Here is an 18,911-nt window from a genome sequence, read left to right on the forward strand (position 1 = left end):
GCCCAGGACGAGAAAGCGGAGGACCAGTGCGCCCAAGACCGTTCGGGGCGTGCCAGCGAGACAGGACTCACTCCTGCTCACTGTTCAGGAACGGTACGGAGAGCGCAGTGATGCTGATCGGCGCGATGGCTCAGGACGGCACGCTGGTCGCTCAGCAGCGGGTCGCGGACAAGAGCAACGAGATCCCGGCCCTGGCCCGCTGCTCAGCGTCCTGGACCTGCGGGGTGTGGTGGTCACGGCCGATGCCCTGCATACCCAGGCGGAGACCGCGAAGGTGCTGGTGGGGGAGATGGGCGCGCACTTCGTTCTCACCGTGAAGCGGAACCAGCTGACCTTGTGGGAGGCGTGCCGCTCGATCCCGTGGAAGGAGGTGACGGCCGTGCACAAGGAGAGCGAGCGCGGGCACAGCCGGCTGGAGACTCCGGTGACCAAGGCGGTGACCTGGGGCGATCTGGCCTTCCCTTATGTGCGGCAGGTCGCCCGGGTCGTCCGGCACCGCACGGTGGAGGCGTCGGGGAAGCGGACCCGCGAGATCGTCTACCTGATCACCGACCTCACCTCGCGGCGGGCGGCTCCCGAGACCTTCGCGCGGTACGCGAGGGGCCACTGGGGAGTGGAAAACAAGATCCACTATGTGCGGGATGTGACCTTCGGCGAGGACGCCGCGCGGATCCGCACTGGCCACGGCCCGCAAAACATCTCCACGTTGAGATCGATCGCCATCAATTTCCTTTGCTGGACCGGCAGTTCCATCGCCGACGCGCAACGGCGCCTCGGACTGGCACCGCACAAGGCCCCGCTCGACCTCTTCGGAGTACCCGCTGACCAGCAGGTTTCCTCATGAATGCGACTTTGCGGCAGCCCTGGTTCGGCCCCGCAGGCAGACGTTCGCCCAGTCGTGTCCGGTTCTGTGGGCGACTCAACTGCCTTGTGATGAAAAGTAATGGAGATGGCAGGGAAAACCATCAGTATCCCATGTCGCGAGGAAAACTCCTTGGAAATCTCCCGAGTAGAAGATCTTTAAGAAGTGATTGGCCGAGAAATTGTGTCGTGCTATGGTCGACAGGCCGTGGGTCGCTGCATATGCCCGCTATGACCAGAAAGGTGTAGACCCTCATCTGCAGGTGTTGACATCCGGTCAATAGCACGCTGAGTAACAGGCGACCGCACGAGGTGTTCCGGTTCCCATGGCCGCACGGTATACGGGGGGGAAGTCATGGCAGACGATGGCATACCTTGAATCGCTCCGATGCTGATCATGCGTCCGCGCCAACAATTGATGGACTTCACGTTTGAAGTCGGAAAAACCGCACCGCTCTTGGTGCCCTGCGGTTGATCCAATTCGACATGTTCTCTTCAGTTGCATGAGTGTGATCGGGGTGTGGCTATGTCAACGAGACCGACAATTGGGAACCGAAGACCAGATGCAATATCTGATGCCGCAATCAGTGGGCGGATTCCGGGGCCGCTGAACGAAGACGCCCGGAGGCAAATATTGCTGGATATTCTCGGGGCTGATATCAGCCCCGAGCTGATCGACTTTGCGGCGGGTGCCGGCGGAGATCCTCACTTGCTCGCCGAGCTCGCGTTCGGGCTCGCCGAGGAAGGGGTCGTTGAGGAGTGCAATGGCGCGGTGCGGCTCACCGTACGGCAGATTCCGCGTCGTGTGCTGACTGCTGTGAGTGGTCAGTTGAGCGAGCTGAGCGCGGCCTGCCAGCAGTTCCTCAAGGTCGCAGCGGTGTTGGGCAGGTCCTTCATGCTGGAGGATGTGTCCAGAATGCTGGATCGGTCCTCGGCCAGCTTGCTCGCGCCCCTGGACGAGGCGCTGCTCTCCGGATTCGTCATCGAGGCCGAGCACCAACTCGCGTTCCAGAGTGAGTTCCTTTTTCGGGGGGTCGTCGAGTCCATCCCCGCTCCTGCGCGTGGCGCGTTGCGGCGTGAGGCGATAGGGCTCCCCGGAAAGCGTATCCAGGAAAGCGATGAGCACTTCGGGGTGACTGGGCGTCCGGCTGAGCCGTGCTATGCGGTCGAAGAGGGAGCTGGTGGCCAGTACTCCAGGGCGTACCATCTGATCATGAACGGACATGCAGCAGCCGGCATACATGTCGCGGAAAGTGTTCTCACGAGTCCGGGGATTTCGCAGACGGCGCGGCTGGATGCGGAAGCATCAGCGATCCTGGGATACTTCCTGCTCGGCGAAGAAAAAGCCGTCAAGCTCTCCGAGCGAATTCTGCGGGAGCGCGGTACTCGGTCGGGTGATATCGCCGCGTTGATGGCGCTGACTACTCTCTCCAATGTGCACTGGCGGGCCGGAGAGCTGTCCGAGGGTCTCAGCCTTGGCCGTACCGCGGTGCAATACAGCGACGATGTCGATCCCGTATGGCGTCTGCATTTCCAGCTTGCGCTGGCGGGAAAGCTCGCAAGCCTTCGCGAATTCAACAAGGCGGAATCGTTGATCGATGACGTGGACGCCGGCCTGCGAGGACTGCTCACACCGGTCTGGACGGCTGCGCCCGCGGCCATGCGGGCCCGGATATTCCTCCAGTCCGGACGTCTGGGCGATGCCCGCCGGGAGGCGGAGGCAGCGATTGTCGCGTTGGAGCGGGAAGCTGTTCCCATGTTCCGCCCACTGGCGTCCTCCGTGCTCGGCACCATCTCTGTGTATCTGGGGGACCTACCCGCAGCGATCGAGCACGTGCAGCGGATGCACACTGACCTGGCGAGCAGTCAGGCGGTGCTGGAGTCCGCACAGTACGCCTGGACGGACATACTCATCGCGGCCAAGAAGGACGGACCTCGGGCGGCTTTCGAGCTGCTGTCCGACAAGTACGGTCGCCTCCCGACGCAGCGGTCTCTCTACATCGAGGATCCGAGTTCTGCCGCCTTTCTGGTCCGCCTGGCACGCGACGTCGGTGACAGCAACCTCCAGCGCAGCGTCCTCGACACTGTGGACGGTCTTGTGGGCGACAACCCCGGTATTTCGATCGTGGGCCTCACAGCCATGCATGCCAACGCGTTGGCCAACAGCGACCCGGCTGCCCTGGCACACATCGTCGTTGAGTCGCCGGACCCCGTCTCCGTGGCCCTGGCGACAGAGGAACTCGCCAAGCTGTATACGGCCCAAGTTCCGGCACGGTGGCGGCAGGCGATTTCACCGCCATCCGCGGACGCCTTCTCACTGCAGAATGTCACCTGCTGGTCGCGCCTCTCCGAGATGGAGCGGCGAATCTCCTATCTGGTGAGTGTGGGACTGACGAATCGCCAGATCGCCAGACGCGTGCACTTATCGGCGCATACGGTGAACTACCACCTCCGCAAGATCTATCGGAAGATGGGGATCAACACGCGCGTCGAACTGGCGCGCCAGGCGGCGACCTATTCGAGTAAAGCCGCCGTCTACGCGATGGAAGGCGAGGAGAAGAACGCCATCTGATCGGCAGTGCTGGATGTCATGCTCATGATTAAGCGTGTTCCGCCCGCGCACCGCGAGCGGGCGGCGGTGGGTGTGATGGGCGAGGTCCTTGGTCGGCCGGGTCGAGACACAGGCGTCTCGCCCGGCTGTCGGGGGCTCGTCGGTTCCCTCTCAGGACACGCTCGACCCTTTTCGCACCGCGCCGCGGCCGGATCAGCCTGTGGATCCGAACTGGCGTGCGCCGACCGGCACCGGCGAGGGGGCCTCGTGCGCGAAGAAGTGCCTGGTCAGCTCGACGCGACTGTTGATGTCGAGCTTCGAGAACACCCGCCGGAGGTGGCTGTCGACGGTGTGGGGCGACAGGAACAGGACGCTTGCCGCTTCACGGTTGGTCCTGCCGTCGACGATCGCTCGTACAACGCGCAGCTCCGCACTCGTGAGGCTCTCCCAGCCCGACTTGGGTCGGCCGACGACGAGTCGGCGCACGTGGTGCACGCCGAGACGACGCAGCTTCTTCTGCACGCGTGCCGTGTCGCGCGTCGCCCCGCAGTCCAGATAGAGGTCCAGGGCGGACTCGAGGAGCTGGACCGCTCGGCTCTTGTCCCCCATGCCCTGGTCCACCCGCGCCGCGTCCTCCAGTGCGTTGCCCGCCGCCAGAGGACGTCCGGCGAGCCGGTGGAGCTCCGCGGCGCGATGCAGTGCGGTCGCATCGCCGCACAGAACGCCCTCCGCGTGTTCGGCTCCGCCCCTCAACGACTGCACGCCCGGGTTGCGCTCGGCGACGTGCCGGGCGAACGCGGCTGCCTGCTCGGCTTCCGCGCCGAGTCCCGCCTGCTTGGCCTGGCGAATGAGCGTCGCGGCCGCCGTCGGAGCCTCGGAGAAGAGCAGCGGGTCGGGTGAGGTCGGCGCCTCGACGTTGATCAGTGTCCGGACCATCATCGCCGGACGCCCACTGGCCGCGTGGAACTGCGCGAGCGCCCAGTCCAGGCGGGTCCTGTCGGCTGCCGCATCACCGGGCACCAGTCGTTCGGCCATGCGCAGCTGCTCGCTGGCGGTGGCAAGATCGTCACATTGCGTACTGATGCGGGCCAGCACCAGGCGTGCGGGTACCGAGTGCTCGGGCGCCGACCGCTCCGCGAGGCGGAGCGCGCTCTCGGCTTCGGCACGGGCTTCCTCGAGCCGGCCTGTCGCCGCCAGTAGTTCGGCTCGGTGTCCGTGCCACAGGGACTCAGGCCAGGTCTCGCCGAGCCTGTCCGCCTCCTCTTTGACGGCGGTGAGGACGGCCGCCGTTGCATCGAACTGATCGACCGCGACGAGGGCCCGGGCCAGCCATGTCCACAACGGGCGTTCGTACCCGTCGGAGTGAGGCAGAGCTGCCGGCTGCCCACGCCACGGTGCCGCCACCGCGCCTGGTTCGCCGCTCACGCGTTCCGCGGTCTCCGCGGTGTCCGCGACTGCCCGGCTCAGCTTGGCGCGGTCCAGCTCGCAGATATCCTGCCGGGCCAGCGCTCGACGCAGCAGCTGGGCGGACAAGTCGTGGCAGTCGGCGTCCCGCAGCCCTTGCCCCAGCTCCAGCACGAGCTGCGTCTCGGCCGCCGCGTCGAGGCCGGGGCGCACGGCGGTGTCCACGAGACGGGAGGCTTCGGCATCCCGCCCCACCGCGACGAGTAGGCGCAGTACACGCGCCAGCGCTCCCGGTGTGTTCTCGCAGTGACGCGCCAGTGCCGAGACGGCCCGGGCCGCCATGGCGTCGTCCCTGTGTCTCGGCGATGACGGTTGCGGTGGCGTGGCGGGTGTAACGACCGACGGGACAGGGCCCGGCCGATCGGGGCGGAAGTCCGCCGCGCCGGTCTGGGAGGGCCGCACGGCGGGAGCGGGCGCGGCGGCAGGCCTGGCGGACTCACTGTCCGAGGGCGCGGCATACCGAAGCGCTTCAGCGATCACCTCGTGGGTGAACGCCAACTCCGGGCCCTCCCTTCGTACCAAGCCCACCTGCACCGCCTCCTCGACAGCGGTGGACAGACCGGCGGTCGGCTCGCCGAGCAGATCTGCCACCTGCTCGACCGTGAACGGACGGCCGGACCGCCCGCTGTGTTCGAGGAGCCGTCGAACCCCGGGCGACATACCATCCAGCAGCCTGCCGATCGCCGTACGGAGTCCGGCGGGTACACGTTCGGTCAGCACCGAGGCCGTGCCGTCCAGGACGACGACCTGTCCGGCTTTCATGAGCGCGCGGAAGACGTTCTTCACCAACCAGGGGTTGCCTTCGCAGCGAGCCGCCCAGCGGAGCACCGATGAGTCCGGTTTGGCGCCGAGGATGCCGGTACACAGCTCGGCCACCGCCTCATCGTCGAGCGCCCCCACGTGGAGCCGAACGGCGGCGTGGTCGATCAGCCAGTCGAGGGCGTGCTGGGCGAGCATCGACGAGGGAACCGGCCGGCGGGCGAGCAGCCAGAGCACCGGAGACGAAGCGAGCGACCGAACAAGCTCCCGCAGGGCCAGTGCGCTGACATCGTCGATCCGATGGACGTCGTCCAGCACGATCACAAGAGGGTGCCTGCGCGCCGCGTCTTCGACCAGCTCACCGATCCGGTCCATGAGCCAGAAGGGATTGCTGCCCGGGCGCACCAGATCGTCGAGTCCGGCCGCACCGGGCAGCGCCCGCCGTAAGAAGTTGATCAGCAGGTGCATGGGGGTCGGCTGATCGATGCCGCCTGTCCGCCCCACGACCGCCGTCAGGCCGCGCTCGGCCGCCTCCAGGGCCGCGGCCTGCAACAGCTGAGACTTGCCCACGCCGAACGGGCCCTCGAAGATGACGCAGCTCCCGGACCCCTGCGCGGTGGCGTCCAAATGGGAGCCCAACGCAGCCAGGATGTGCTCACGCCCTGCCAATGGATTCATGATTCCCCCCCGTGTTGCTCTGAAGAGCCGTCCAAGCAGCGTTCCGTCAGGCGCAACGCGGTGTGCAACTGTCCGGACTGGCCAGTTGAACACCCGGCGTTCACCAGTGATCAATTCGAGCGATCAGCGTGGCCTGTTCAGTTATACGGGATGCCCGCCGGTGTGGCGGGAATACCTGGTTACATTCGAACTACTCACCCGAGTAGTGGGCAGCGCGGACGTTTTGTCATTACCGTTCGTGTCGTTCCGATTCGCTGGTGAGCAGGGCAACGACTTTGACGCGCTGTTCCCGAGATCGCCTTGTTTTCCTGCGGGATGACGTGCATTCGGAATGGGCCGGGAACCGCTCCGCGCTCGACGTGACTGAACTCAGCGAATTCACGGGAGTCCGAGATGCATGAGTGTGAGAGTGACCGTCGCCTCGACCGGGAGATGAAAGCATGACCGTCAGTTATCTCGGAGCAGCCGTGGACCCGGCAGCCATCGATGCCGCGATCAGTGACTTTTTCGCGGAACGCCGAGCCGAGGCCGCTTCGCTCGGTGAGGACTTCGCGGCGACCGTCGCCGAGTTGGAGAACTACATCCTGCGCGGCGGCAAGCGTATCCGGCCGACCTTCGCCTGGCTGGGCTGGATCGGTGCCGGCGGCGACCCGGGCGACCCGGTCGCCTCGGCGGTGTTGCGCGCCTGCGCGGGATTCGAGCTGCTGCACGCGTCGGGGCTGATCCACGACGACATCATCGACGCGTCCCAGACCCGTCGCGGCCATCCCGCCGCACATGTGGTCTTCGCCGAGCGGCATCGGATGCGGCGCTTCTCCGGTGACCCGGGCGCTTTCGGCGTGGGAGCCGCCATCCTGGTCGGGGACCTGGCCCTGGTGTGGTCCGACGTCATGGTGCGCGCGTCCGGGCTGCCGGCGGATGCGCAGACCCGGCTCGGACCGGTGTGGTCCGCGGTGCGCTACGAGGTGATGTACGGTCAGCTGCTCGACCTGATCAGCCAGGCGAGCGACGAGGAGGACGTCCACGCGGCGCTGCTGGTCGACCAGTACAAGACGGCCTCGTACACGGTGGAGCGACCCCTGCAGTTCGGCGCCGCGATCGCCGGCGCCGACGTCGGCCTCGTCGCGGCCTACCGGGCGTTCGGCGCCGACATCGGCATCGCCTTTCAGCTGCGGGACGACCTGCTGGGCGTGTTCGGCGACCCGGCGGTGACGGGCAAGCCGTCGGGAGACGACCTGCGCGAGGGCAAGCGGACAGTGCTGCTCGCGACAGCGCTGAAGCGCGCGGACGAACGCGATCCGCAGGCGGCGGCGTTCCTCAGGGCGACGATCGGCACCGACCTCACCGACGACGACCTCGCCCGGGTCCGCGCCGTCCTCACCGACGTCGGCGCCGTGGATCACATCGAACGGGAGATCGCGCGCCGCGCCGACCGGGCCATTGCCGTGCTGGAGGCGAGCAGCGCCACCGGTCCCGCAAAGCAACAGCTCGCCGAGATGGCGATCAAGGCGACGCAGCGGGGCCACTGATGGCAGCGACACATCCGCGCACCGTCACCGACCGCACGGATCTCGCGGGTGAGCCGGACGCCGAGCACCGGCGCACCGGTGTCGGACGTGCCCACGGCAAGGCCATCCTGCTCGGCGAACACGCCGTCGTGTACGGCGCTCCGGCACTGGCGATTCCGGTTCCGCAGCTGACGGTCACCGCGAACGCGACGCGGCGCCCAGGGTCGGGTGACGGCGCGGACCAGGTCACCTTCGCGCTGGCAGGACCGGGGTTCACGTCGGAGATACCGTCGTCCTCGAGCGGACTGCAGCGCCTGGTGGCGGAGTTCAAAGAATGGGCCGGCGTCGTCGACGGCTTGTGTGCGGACGTGCTCATCGACTGCGCGATCCCGCAGGGCCGTGGGCTCGGCTCCAGCGCCGCCTGCGCCCGGGCGGCGGTGCTGGCGCTCGCGGATCTCCTCGGCCGCCGCCTCGACGCCAGGGCGGCGTTCGATCTCGTACAGGCTTCCGAGGAGGTGGCGCACGGCAGGGCGAGCGGTATCGACGCGATCGCCACCGGTGCGACCTCCCCCCTGCTGTTCCGCTCCGGCACTGCCCGGGAGCTGCCTCTTCCGATGCCGGGGGACGGCTCCTCGCACACCCGGGAGCGGACCGAGGGCCGCGCCGACGCCGGCCGGCCTCCCGGTTCCGACGGACTGTTCGTCATTGCGGACAGCGGAGCGAGCGGCGGCACCAGGGAGGCGGTGGAGCTGCTGCGGCACAGGTTCGAGCGCGAACCGGAGACGCGGGAGGCGTTCGTCGGCCAGGTGTCGGACCTGACGGACGCGGCCGTGCGGGACCTCGCTCGCGGCCGGTGGAGCGACTTCGGCGCGCGGATGACCGAGAACCACCGGCTGCTCCGCGAGATCGGGATCAGCACGGACCGAATCGACGCCCTGGTCGAAGCCGCGCTCGCCGCCGGCAGCCTGGGCGCCAAGATCAGCGGCGGCGGCCTGGGCGGCTGCATGATCGCGCTGGCCGACGAGCCCGGCCAGGCCGAGGCGGTCGTGAGCGGTCTCCAAGAAGCCGGGGCCGACCGGACCTGGATCGTGCCGGCAGGAAGGTATGCGCACCATGCGGACTGACCACCAGGTGGAGCCGGCCGAGGCGGCCGTCAGCGCACTGGGCCACGGCGCGACGGCCGTGGCCCATCCGAACATCGCGCTGATCAAGTACTGGGGCAAGCGCGACGAGCGGCTCATGATTCCGTACGTCGACAGCCTGTCGATGACCCTGGACGTCTTCCCGACGACCACCACCGTCCGGTTGGACCCCGAGGCGTCGGCCGACAGCGTCACGTTCGACGGCTCGCCCGCGGAGGGCGAGGCGCGGCGGCGCGTCATCGACTTCCTGGAGCTGCTGCGGGAGAGGTCCGGGCGCTCCGAGCCGGCCACCGTCGTCACCCGCAACTCCGTCCCCACCGGGGCGGGTCTGGCGTCCTCGGCGAGCGGATTCGCCGCCCTGGCCCTGGCCGGCGCCGCCGCATACGGACTCGATCTCGATCGCACCGCGCTGTCGCGGCTGGCCCGCCGAGGGTCCGCGTCGGCCTCCCGGTCGATCTTCAGCGGCTTCGCGATCTGCCATGCGGGCCGGGGCGCCGGCGCGGCCGCGGACCTCGGCTCCTACGCGGAGCCGGTACCGGCCCCGGATTTCGACCCGGCGCTGGTGATCGCGCTGGTCGACGCGGGTGCCAAGGCCGTGTCCAGCCGGGCGGCCATGCGGCGGACCGTCGACACCTCGCCGCTCTACCAGGCGTGGGCGACCTCCAGCAAGGCCGATCTGGCCGAGCTGCGGGCAGCGTTGCGGCGGGGCGATCTCGACGCGGTGGGGGAGATCGCCGAGCGGAACGCCCTCGGCATGCACGCGACGATGCTGGCCGCGCGACCGGCGGTGCGCTATCTGTCGCCGCCCACGGTGGCCGTGCTCGACGGCGTGCTGCGGCTGCGTGCGGACGGCGTCTCGGCCTACGCGACCATGGACGCCGGACCCAACGTCAAGGTGCTCTGCCACCGTGCGGACGCCGCCCGGGTGGCCGATGCGGCGCGTGACGCCGCACCCGGCTGCTCGGTGGTCATCGCGCGGCGCGGACCGGGCGCCTGGCTGCAGACGGGGGCCGAGCGGTGACCGTCGGCCGGGCGATCACCCGGCAGGCCCCGGGCAAGCTGTTCGTCGTCGGCGAGTACGCGGTGCTGGAGCCGGGCCACCCGGCGATCCTGGTGGCGGTCGACCGCCACGTCAGCGTCACCGTGTCGGCAGCCGACGGGGCCGAGGTCGTGATCGAGTCCGACCTCAGCCCGCAAGGAGCGCGCCTGCGGCGCGGTGACGGCGGGCTCGACGCCGACGACGAGCCGCGGGCACTGAACCGCCTCGGCCATGTGGTGTCGGCGATCGACGTGGTCGACGGGCTGCTGGCCGAGCGCGGACGGCGCGCGCCGTCGATCCGCGTCTCGATCACGAGCCGCCTGCACCGCGACGGGACCAAGTTCGGCCTGGGGTCGAGCGGCGCGGTGACGGTCGCCACGGTGACCGCCGTGGCCGCGTACTACGGCATGGAACTGTCACCCGATGCCCGGTTCCGGCTCGCGCTGCTGGCCACGGCGCGGCGCGACCCCCGCTCCTCCGGCGGCGATCTCGCCGCGAGCGTCTGGGGCGGCTGGGTCGCCTACCAGGCGCCCGACCGGGCAGCCGTGCTCGCCATGGCGCGGCGCGGGGGCATCGAGCAGACCCTCCGGGCGCCGTGGCCGGGTTTCGCGCTGCGCCGGCTGCCGCCGCCCCGCGGACTCGCGCTGGAGGTGGGCTGGACGGGAGAACCGGCCAGCACCTCCTCGTTGGCAGGACGCCTGGAGACGGGGGAGTGGCGGGGCAGCGTGGCACAGCGGGACTTCGTCGAGCGCAGCGACGCCTGCGTGCATGCCTCGATCCGCGCGCTCGAACGGGGAGACGACGACGAGCTGCTGCACCGGATCCGCGGTGCCCGCCGGATGCTCGCCGATCTGGACGACGCGGTTCGTCTCGGCATTTTCACCACCAGGCTGACGGCGCTGTGCGACGCCGCCGAGGCCGTCGGCGGCGCCGCAAAGCCCTCGGGCGCCGGGGGCGGCGACTGCGGCATCGCGTTCCTGGACGCCGCGGCGGCACGGAAGGTGTCGCGACTGCGGAAGCGGTGGGCCGCCGCCGGGGTGCTCCCCATGCCGATTCACATCCAGCCGACGAAAGGGAGCGCAGCATGATCGCTGAGCGTAAGGACGACCACGTCCGGTTCGCCACCGAGCAGCATCGCCAACGCAGCGGGCACAACCAGTTCGACGACGTGTCCTTCGTGCATCATGCGCTGTCCGGTATCGATAGCTCCGACGTCTCGCTGGCCACCCGGTTCGGTGGCATCGAATGGCAAGTTCCGCTGTACATCAACGCGATGACCGGCGGCAGCCCCAAGACCGGCGTCATCAACCGCGATCTGGCGATCGCCGCCCGCGAGACCGGTGTTTCCATCGCGACGGGGTCCATGAGCCCGTACTTCGCCGACGAATCTGTGGCGGACACCTTCAGCGTGATGCGCAAGGAGAACCCGGAGGGATTCATCCTGGCGAACGTCAACGCCAACGCCACGGTCGAGAAGGCACGGAGGGCCGTCGACCTGCTGCAGGCCGATGCTCTGCAGATCCACGTCAACGTGATCCAGGAAACGGTGATGCCGGAGGGCGACCGGTCGTTCGCCTCCTGGGGCCCGCGGATCGAGGAGATCGCGGCCGGCGTCGACGTCCCGCTGATCGTGAAGGAGGTCGGCTTCGGGCTCAGCCGCGAAACCCTGTTGCAGCTCCAGGAGATGGGCGTGCGGGTGGCCGATGTCTCCGGCAGCGGCGGCACGGACTTCGCACGTATCGAGAACGACCGGCGTGATCAGCCCGACTACTCGTACCTCAACGGCTGGGGACAGTCCACTCCGGCCTGCCTGCTGGACGCCCAGGGCGTCGGTCTCCCGGTGCTGGCCTCCGGCGGTGTCCGCCATCCGCTCGACGTCGTGCGCGCACTGGCGCTCGGCGCTTCCGCCGCCGGGGCGTCCGGCCTGTTCCTCAAGACCGTGCTCGACGGCGGTGCGCCGGCACTGATCTCGCTGCTCTCCTCGTGGACCGATCAGGTCACAGCCGTGATGACCGCGCTGGGCGCGCGGACCCCCGCCGACCTGACCCGCTGCGACGTGCTCGTCCATGGCGACCTGCGCGCGTTCTGCGCCGACCGGGGGATCGAGACCCGGTGGCTGGCCACCCGCTCCCGGTCTTGCCGGGCCAGCTCCTACAGCACCAACTCCTATAGCACGAAACACGAGACGATTGGAGGCACTCGATGACCGACGCCACAGCGGTTGCCGGCGTTCCCATGAAATGGGTGGGTCCCCTGCGTATATCGGGGAACGTGGCCGAGCTCGAGACGGAGGTGCCGCTCGCCACCTACGAGTCACCGCTGTGGCCCTCCGTCGGCCGGGGCGCGAGGCTCTCCACCATGGTCGAGCAGGGCATCGTCACCACCCTGGTTGACGACCGGATGACGCGCTCGGTGTTCGTCAGGGCCCAGGACGCGCAGACCGCGCACATGGCCGCCCTGGAGGTCGACGCGCGCCTCGATGAACTTCGTGAGATCGTGCGCACCTGCGGCCGATTCGTCGAACTCATCGGGTTCCACCATGAGATCGCGGCCAACCTGCTGTTTCTCCGCTTCGAGTTCACCACTGGCGACGCGTCCGGGCACAATATGGCGACGCTGGCCGCCGATGCGCTCCTCACCCACATCCTGAAAGCCATTCCGGGAATCACCTACGGGTCGATCTCGGGGAACTACTGCACGGACAAGAAGGCGACCGCGATCAACGGCATCCTCGGCCGCGGCAAGAAGGTCATCGCCGAACTCCTCCTGCCACGTGACATCGTCCACAGGTCGCTGCGCACATCGGCCACTGCGATAGCCGACCTGAACGTCGGCAAGAACCTGATCGGCACCCTTCTCGCCGGCGGAATTCGCTCAGCCAATGCGCATTACGCGAACATGCTGCTCGGTTTCTATCTGGCGACGGGCCAGGACGCGGCGAACATCGTGGAGGGTTCCCAGGGTGTGACCGTGGCCGAGGACCGGGACGGCGACCTCTACTTCTCCTGCACCCTGCCCAACCTGATCGTGGGAACGGTCGGCAATGGAAAGGGCCTCGACTTCGTCGAGGAGAACCTGGAGCGGCTCGGCTGCCGCGCGGTGCGCGAACCCGGCGACAACGCGCGCCGGCTCGCGGTCATCGCGGCCGCGACGGTGCTGTGCGGCGAACTCTCCCTCATGGCGGCGCAGACAAACCCGGGCGAGCTCATGCGGGCGCACGTTCGACTGGAACGCAAAAACGCGACAACCACGATCGGAGGCTAGTGATGCCCGGGGATGTCACCATCGGAATCCACGATCTGTCCCTCGCCACGACGCAGTACGTCCTGACGCACGAGACGCTGGCTGCCCAGAACGGCGCCAACGTCGCCAAGTACCACCGGGGCATCGGCCAGCGCTCGATGAGCGTGCCGGCCGCTGACGAGGACATCGTGACGATGGCCGCCGACGCAGCCGCCCCCGTCGTCGCCCGGCATGGCGCCGACCGGATCCGGACGGTCGTCTTCGCGACGGAGACATCCGTCGACCAGTCGAAGGCGGCCGGGGTCTACGTCCACTCGCTGCTGGGGCTGCCTTCTGCCGCCCGGGTCGTGGAGCTCAAGCAGGCCTGCTACAGCGGGACGGCGGCCTTGCAGTTCGCCATCGGCCTCGTTCACCGTGACCCGTCGGAACAGGTCCTTGTGATCGCCAGCGATGTCTCGAGGTATGAACTGGGCACGGCAGGTGAAGCGACTCAGGGCGCGGCCGCGGTGGCCATGCTGGTCGGCGCGGATCCCGCACTGGTGCGTATCGAGGAGCGGTCGGGGATGTTCACCGCCGACATCATGGACTTCTGGCGGCCGAACTATCTCACCACCGCCCTGGTCGACGGGCGTGAGTCCATCTCCGCGTACCTGCAGTCGGTGGAAGGTGCGTGGAAGGACTACACCGAGCGCGGCGGCCGAGCGCTCGACGAGTTCAGCGCGTTCTGCTATCACCAGCCGTTCACGAAGATGGCCTACAAGGCGCACCAGCACCTGCTTCAGCACTGTGGGCACGCCGACGACGAGGGCGAGATCACCCGCGTCATAGGGCACACGACGGCCTACAACGCCGAGATCGGCAACAGCTACACCGCGGCGATGTACGTCGGGCTGGCCGCGCTGCTCGACCACGCCGACGACCTGACCGGCCGGACCATCGGCTTCCTCAGCTACGGGTCCGGCAGTGTCGCCGAGTTCTTCGCCGGCACCGTCGTCCCGGGATACCGCGCGCAGCTGCGCTCCGACGCGCACCGCGAGGCGATCAGCCGGCGCGAGGAGATCGGCTACGCCAGGTACCGCGAACTCCACGAGCGGTCCTTCCCGGTCGACGGCGGAGACCATCCCGTGCCGAGTGAGACCACCGGGCCGTACCGGCTCGTCGGACTCTCCGGCCACAAGCGCATTTACGCGACGCGATAAGGCCACCGTCGCACCCATCAGCTGCCTGTGTGCATGCAAGTGCATGCCTCTATTGCTTGGAGGGCACATGTCCGGGAATTCTGAGGCGGCAGAAATCTATTCGGCCGTCACGGAAACAGCCAGAAAGATGGGAATAGTCCCCTCGCGCGACAAGGTCTGGCCCATCCTGTCCGCGTACGGGGACGCGTTCACGCACGCCATGCCACTGGCTTTCAGGTCGGCGACCGACGCGCAGCACGTGGGCGATCTCGACTGCCGCTTCGTCACGCATCCAAAGGACCGGAACCCATATCCCCTGGCCCTGTCGAAAGGGCTCACCCCGAAGACGAGCCACCCCGTCGGCACCTTGCTCTCGGACATCGAGGAGCGATTTCCGATCGACGGGTACGGTATCGACTTCGGAGTGGTGAGCGGCTTCACGAAGGTCTATGCGGGCTTCGCGCCGGAGGACCTGCAGAAGCTGTCGAAGCTCGTTGAGATCCCGGCCATGCCGCGCAGCCTTGCCGGCAATGTCGACTTCTTCGTCCGTCATGGCCTGGACGACAAAATCGCCTTTGTCGCGCTCGACTACCTGCACAGAACGGTGAACGTGTACTTCAACGACGTGCCCCCCGCATGTTTTGAAGCCGAGGGCATCCGGTCGATGCTCCGTGAGATCGGACTGCCGGAGCCGAGTGAGCAGATGCTCGGGCTCGGCAGACAGGCGTTCGGGCTGTACATCACCCTGAGCTGGGACTCTCCGGGGATCGAGCGGTTCTGCTTCGGCGTGACGACCACGGATCTGTCGAGCCTTTCCGTCCCCATCGACCCACAGCTCGAGAAATTCGCGCAGAGCGTTCCCTACGGTGGCGCCGGTCGTAAGTTCGTCCACGGCGTCGCGGCGACAGCCGAAGGGGAGTACTACAAACTCGAGACACACTACAAATGGAACCCCGGGACTGTGGCCTTCATCTGAGCCGACGCCGGTCCCGGTTCTCGTCCTGTTGCCGAGCCACTCGTCCGTGAAGTTCGGCACCGCCGGCCACCCATAATTCGCGCAGCTCCTGGCCCTTTCGTGTCCACCGGCAAGGAATCTGCGGCCGGCTGACCCATGCCCTGAGACGGCCGGCGAACAGGCGGTCACGTCATACGACGGAATGCCGAGGGTGTGGTCTTTCTGCTTGCCGCGGGCACACGGTGCCGTTCTCGAGTCCACCACCGACCACCAGGAATCCAGATAGGAGTGCGCCATGAAACCAGTGAATGAAGCGCATAGGGCCCTCATTCCGTGGCCCGTAGGAGTCGACCCGGAACACCTGCGCGAGGCCACCTCCCGGTTGGTCACGTATGTCAGCAGCCAGGTTGACGATGAGGGTGCGATACGCGGGGAATGCCGGAGCCGGGTGCTGGAGTCCGCGCTCGCGCTGACGCTGATGACGCGCACCGGTGCGGCCTTACCCGCTCGGGATCGCGTGCTCGTCTTCCTCCAGGGGCACCTCGGGTCCTCCCAGGAGTTCGACCGGGTCATCGCCACGCTGGCGGTCGGACGGGCCACCGACCGGGCATCCGCCGGCGACGCCGACATCGTCGACAAGCTGACCGACGCCCTGCTCGGCGCCGCACCGGCGTTCATCTCCGCCCGCCGCCGCAGAATGCTGTACGCCGTGCTGTCGCTGCTCGGATGCCCGGTGCCGCCCGACGCTGCCCCCGCAGCTGACGAAGAGGCCTCCACGGATCCCGTGCACTCCTGGGCCGCCGTCCAGCAGGCCGCGGTCACGCTGGTCCTTGCCACCGCTACGGGGGTCAGCAATGGAGCCACGGCCGCTGCGCTGCGGACGCTGACCGCCGTACGTCCGGCGACGACGGTGTGGGAGGGGTACGTTCTGCTGCACCTGCTGTCGCTGCACGCGCTCGCCGGCGTTCCCGGGCAGGGCGAGACCGTGCGCAGCGGCCTGGAGACACTGCTGCGGTACCAGCATGACGACGGCGGCTTCCCGTTCGTGGTGGACCTGCAGCACTGGTGCACGTCAACCGCCGGAATCGCGCTCGCCGCAGCCGGTTCACCGCCGGGCGTGCTGCGGGCGATGGCAGAGGCGTTCGCCGCCCACGAGGTCGACGAGTCGCAGCGCTCCCTGTGCCTCTCCCTCTCCCGCGGTGCGCCGCTCACAGATGGCTGGTCCTTCGGCCCCCATGTGGCGCAGAACGACGTCGACTGCACTTCGTGCATCCTGGAGTTCCTGCAGGCCATCGGCCCTGTCGCCTACGGCGGCGCCGTGCAGCGCGGCGTGGACGGTCTGCTGGCCGTCCAGGGCGCCGACGGCGGGTTCCCCACGTATGTCGCCGGCGCCTCCTCCGAGCCGTGCATGACGGCTGCGGCCGTCAACGCGCTCGCCCCGCATCCCTCCACCGCACCCGCCCGGGAGCGTGCCCTGGCGTTCCTCGCCGACAGCCAGCTGCCGGACGGCGGATTCGAGCCGGGGTGGAGCCGCAGTCGCCTGCACACGATGTTCCGTGCACGTCTCGCAGCATGCACCGCGGACCCGGACGACCACCGTGCGGCCCGCATGGCCGGGCGGATCGAGCGCTCGGTGCGCGAGACACAGAACGCCGACGGCGGCTGGGGGATGCAGCCCGGCGATCCCAGCGACGACATCAGCACCGCCTACGGGCTGATCACGCTGTGTTACGGGACTGAGTCCCGGCCCGTCGGGCGCGCCATCTCCTGGCTGCTCGCACACCAGAATGCGGACGGTGGGTACGGCGGTCCGCCCGACATGGTCGGCCCCCGCCCGTTCCCGTACCACATCCCCATCCTGACCGACGCCCCCGTGCTCCTCGCGCTGGGACATGTGCGCCACCGAGTGCAGGGCACGGCGTCCCTGCTCCGGGAAGTGGCATAGCGGCGATCGCGACTCGTCGACGGGACAGAAAGCCGGCTGCCGGCGAAGCCATCGGGCTTCGCCGGCAGCCGGCTGTCGTTGGCCGAGAAGATCAGCCGCCGTTCACCTTGCGCTGAACGAACTCGTAGGCCAGGTCGCCGATCTGCGGTGCGTACTGGGACGCTGCCTCAATGGCGGGGCGGAAATTCTCACCGCCCCAGAGGCGGCTCTCGCCGCATTCTCCGGCGAACTCACTCCAACTGCTCCAGTGCAGCGCCATATCCTGGGCCGGCGTGACTCCCGGCTCAATGACGGAGGAGCCCTTGGCGACGCGGTAGGAGATGTCGGCCTTGTCGGTGCCGGTGAAACGCGGTGTCAGCTCGGCGTAGGCAAGGCACTCTGCGGCTTCCGCTGAAGGATACTCGGGGTGGTCAGATGCCTTGATGGGATGGTTGATCGGCCATGCGTCCAGGTAGGCCCGCCACTCGCCTCCTGTGATGTCATTGACGGTTCCCTCTCCGGGCCCGCCCCACGCCGTTACCTTCTTCTTCCCGTACAAGTAGCGGATCGCGCTGAACGGCCGAACTGAATCGTACTTGCGCTTGAAGTGCCAGGTGGCGATGGCGAGATCGAAGAACGCTATGTCACGAATAGTCGCGAAGCGAATCGTCTCCTCGGTGCCGAGGTTGCCCCCGACGATTACCGGCACAGCGCCGACGGGGCCGAAGGTTTCAATGTTGTTGTTGAAGAGCTCGGCGGCCACCTTCTGGCGATCATTCAGGTTTGCCGATGCCTTCAGCACCTGGTCGGCCTGGCGTTTGTAGGCCGCGTAGTTGTGGTGGTTGCTCTCCCGCGGCGGCGAGACGTCGAACTGAGCGGGACTGTCGTACGTGAACGGCTGCACCCGGCCGAAGTGCGGAGTCGCGAAATTCTGGACGGTGAAGACGCCGTTCTTTTCGAACGTATTCGGCTGCCAGCGGGACGGGTTGCGGAGGGTGTCTGCGCTGTTGACCGGCTTGTATCCGGTGTAGTCGGCGTAGGGCTGCCGGTTGTACTGACGGCCGCCTTCCGCGCCTTCCCTGTTGGTGCCGTCATGCTTTCTCGCTGCGAAGGCATTCTTGGCGGCAAGAATGCCTATACCGCTCGGCGTGGTCGGGTCCTCCGCTGTGTTGTCAGGATCGAGACCTGCTGATTCCATCATCTCGCGCCACCTGGACTTGTATTCCGGGTGGAGCGCATTCAACGACGTGAAGGCGGAGTATATGACAGCGATGTTCTTGTTGCGCGTCGTGTGTTCGGCACTCGGTCGGCGGCCGAGGTCCGAAAAGATGCCCACCGCCGTCGGGTGATACGGAGCTATGGCGTCGAACCACGGCACCTCCAGCAGGACGGTTTCGTCCCTGTTCACAGGACTGCTGCCCGTGTTGGTCTCACGTGACACCGTGTTGAACTTCGGATAGACGACCTGGGTCACGGCATTCCCGTGATCGAGGTCAAAGGCCGCCGCCTGCTGCGGGGAGGCCGTGACAGCACTGGTCAGTGACCCGGTCAGGGCTGCCGCGGTGGCGATGGCCACCGCGTACCTGAGGCGCCTGCTTTGCGGCCGCCT

The 18,911-nt window shown here is 67.9% G+C and carries 13 protein-coding genes; 11 read left to right on the forward strand and 2 right to left on the reverse strand.

The features are described 5' to 3' along the window. The first annotated feature begins 49 nt into the window (after positions 1–49). Together ACWD6R_RS05225 and ACWD6R_RS05230 are read left to right on the forward strand one after the other, a co-directional pair. A complete protein-coding gene (locus ACWD6R_RS05225; RefSeq protein ID WP_451817472.1) occupies positions 50–844 on the forward strand; it encodes an ISAs1 family transposase in 795 nt (264 codons plus the stop codon). A 651-nt stretch (positions 845–1,495) separates the two neighbouring features. Next, a complete protein-coding gene (locus tag ACWD6R_RS05230; protein ID WP_451817473.1) occupies positions 1,496–3,433 on the forward strand; it encodes a LuxR C-terminal-related transcriptional regulator in 1,938 nt (645 codons plus the stop codon). A gap of 192 nt (positions 3,434–3,625) precedes the next feature. Here ACWD6R_RS05230 and ACWD6R_RS05235 read toward each other — a convergent pair whose 3' ends face one another. Further along, a complete protein-coding gene (locus ACWD6R_RS05235; RefSeq protein ID WP_451817474.1) occupies positions 3,626–6,313 on the reverse strand; it encodes an AAA family ATPase in 2,688 nt (895 codons plus the stop codon). Between the two features lie 440 nt (positions 6,314–6,753). Between ACWD6R_RS05235 and ACWD6R_RS05240 the strand changes: the two genes are divergently transcribed. The 9 genes from ACWD6R_RS05240 (at position 6,754) to ACWD6R_RS05280 (ending at position 17,323) form a co-directional block, all read left to right on the forward strand. Beyond that, positions 6,754–7,842: a polyprenyl synthetase family protein gene (locus ACWD6R_RS05240; RefSeq protein ID WP_451817475.1), complete on the forward strand. Its 1,089-nt coding sequence runs from the start codon at positions 6,754–6,756 to the stop codon at positions 7,840–7,842. Further along, on the forward strand, positions 7,842–8,945 hold the full coding sequence (mvk, locus tag ACWD6R_RS05245; protein ID WP_451817476.1) for a mevalonate kinase: 1,104 nt from the start codon (positions 7,842–7,844) through the stop codon (positions 8,943–8,945). Before ACWD6R_RS05240 ends, mvk begins: the two co-directional genes overlap by 1 nt. Beyond that, complete coding sequence (mvaD, locus tag ACWD6R_RS05250) at positions 8,935–9,984, forward strand: diphosphomevalonate decarboxylase (protein WP_451817477.1); 1,050 nt, start codon at positions 8,935–8,937, stop codon at positions 9,982–9,984. Before mvk ends, mvaD begins: the two co-directional genes overlap by 11 nt. Next, positions 9,981–11,090, forward strand: coding sequence for a phosphomevalonate kinase (locus ACWD6R_RS05255; protein WP_451817478.1), 1,110 nt, complete (start codon positions 9,981–9,983; stop codon positions 11,088–11,090). The genes mvaD and ACWD6R_RS05255 overlap by 4 nt, the downstream gene beginning before the upstream one ends. After that, on the forward strand, positions 11,087–12,208 hold the full coding sequence (gene fni, locus ACWD6R_RS05260; protein WP_451817479.1) for a type 2 isopentenyl-diphosphate Delta-isomerase: 1,122 nt from the start codon (positions 11,087–11,089) through the stop codon (positions 12,206–12,208). Before ACWD6R_RS05255 ends, fni begins: the two co-directional genes overlap by 4 nt. Beyond that, entirely contained in the window at positions 12,205–13,266 is a 1,062-nt protein-coding gene (locus ACWD6R_RS05265) for a hydroxymethylglutaryl-CoA reductase (protein ID WP_451817480.1), read from the forward strand. Before fni ends, ACWD6R_RS05265 begins: the two co-directional genes overlap by 4 nt. Before the next feature lie 2 nt (positions 13,267–13,268). Next, complete coding sequence (locus ACWD6R_RS05270; protein WP_451817481.1) at positions 13,269–14,444, forward strand: hydroxymethylglutaryl-CoA synthase; 1,176 nt, start codon at positions 13,269–13,271, stop codon at positions 14,442–14,444. Positions 14,445–14,511: 67 nt separating this feature from the next. Continuing rightward, the gene (locus tag ACWD6R_RS05275) at positions 14,512–15,399 is read left to right on the forward strand and encodes an aromatic prenyltransferase (RefSeq protein ID WP_451817482.1); all 888 of its coding nucleotides are present in this window, start codon (positions 14,512–14,514) and stop codon (positions 15,397–15,399) included. Positions 15,400–15,673: 274 nt separating this feature from the next. Further along, positions 15,674–17,323, forward strand: a complete 1,650-nt coding sequence (locus ACWD6R_RS05280) for a prenyltransferase/squalene oxidase repeat-containing protein (RefSeq protein ID WP_451817483.1) — start codon at positions 15,674–15,676, stop codon at positions 17,321–17,323. Positions 17,324–17,414: 91 nt separating this feature from the next. Here the strand turns inward: ACWD6R_RS05280 and ACWD6R_RS05285 are convergent, their stop codons facing one another. After that, complete coding sequence (locus ACWD6R_RS05285; protein ID WP_451817484.1) at positions 17,415–18,878, reverse strand: DUF6851 domain-containing protein; 1,464 nt, start codon at positions 18,876–18,878, stop codon at positions 17,415–17,417. Positions 18,879–18,911: the final 33 nt, after the last annotated feature.

Source organism: Streptomyces sp. NPDC005151, assembly GCF_053599875.1.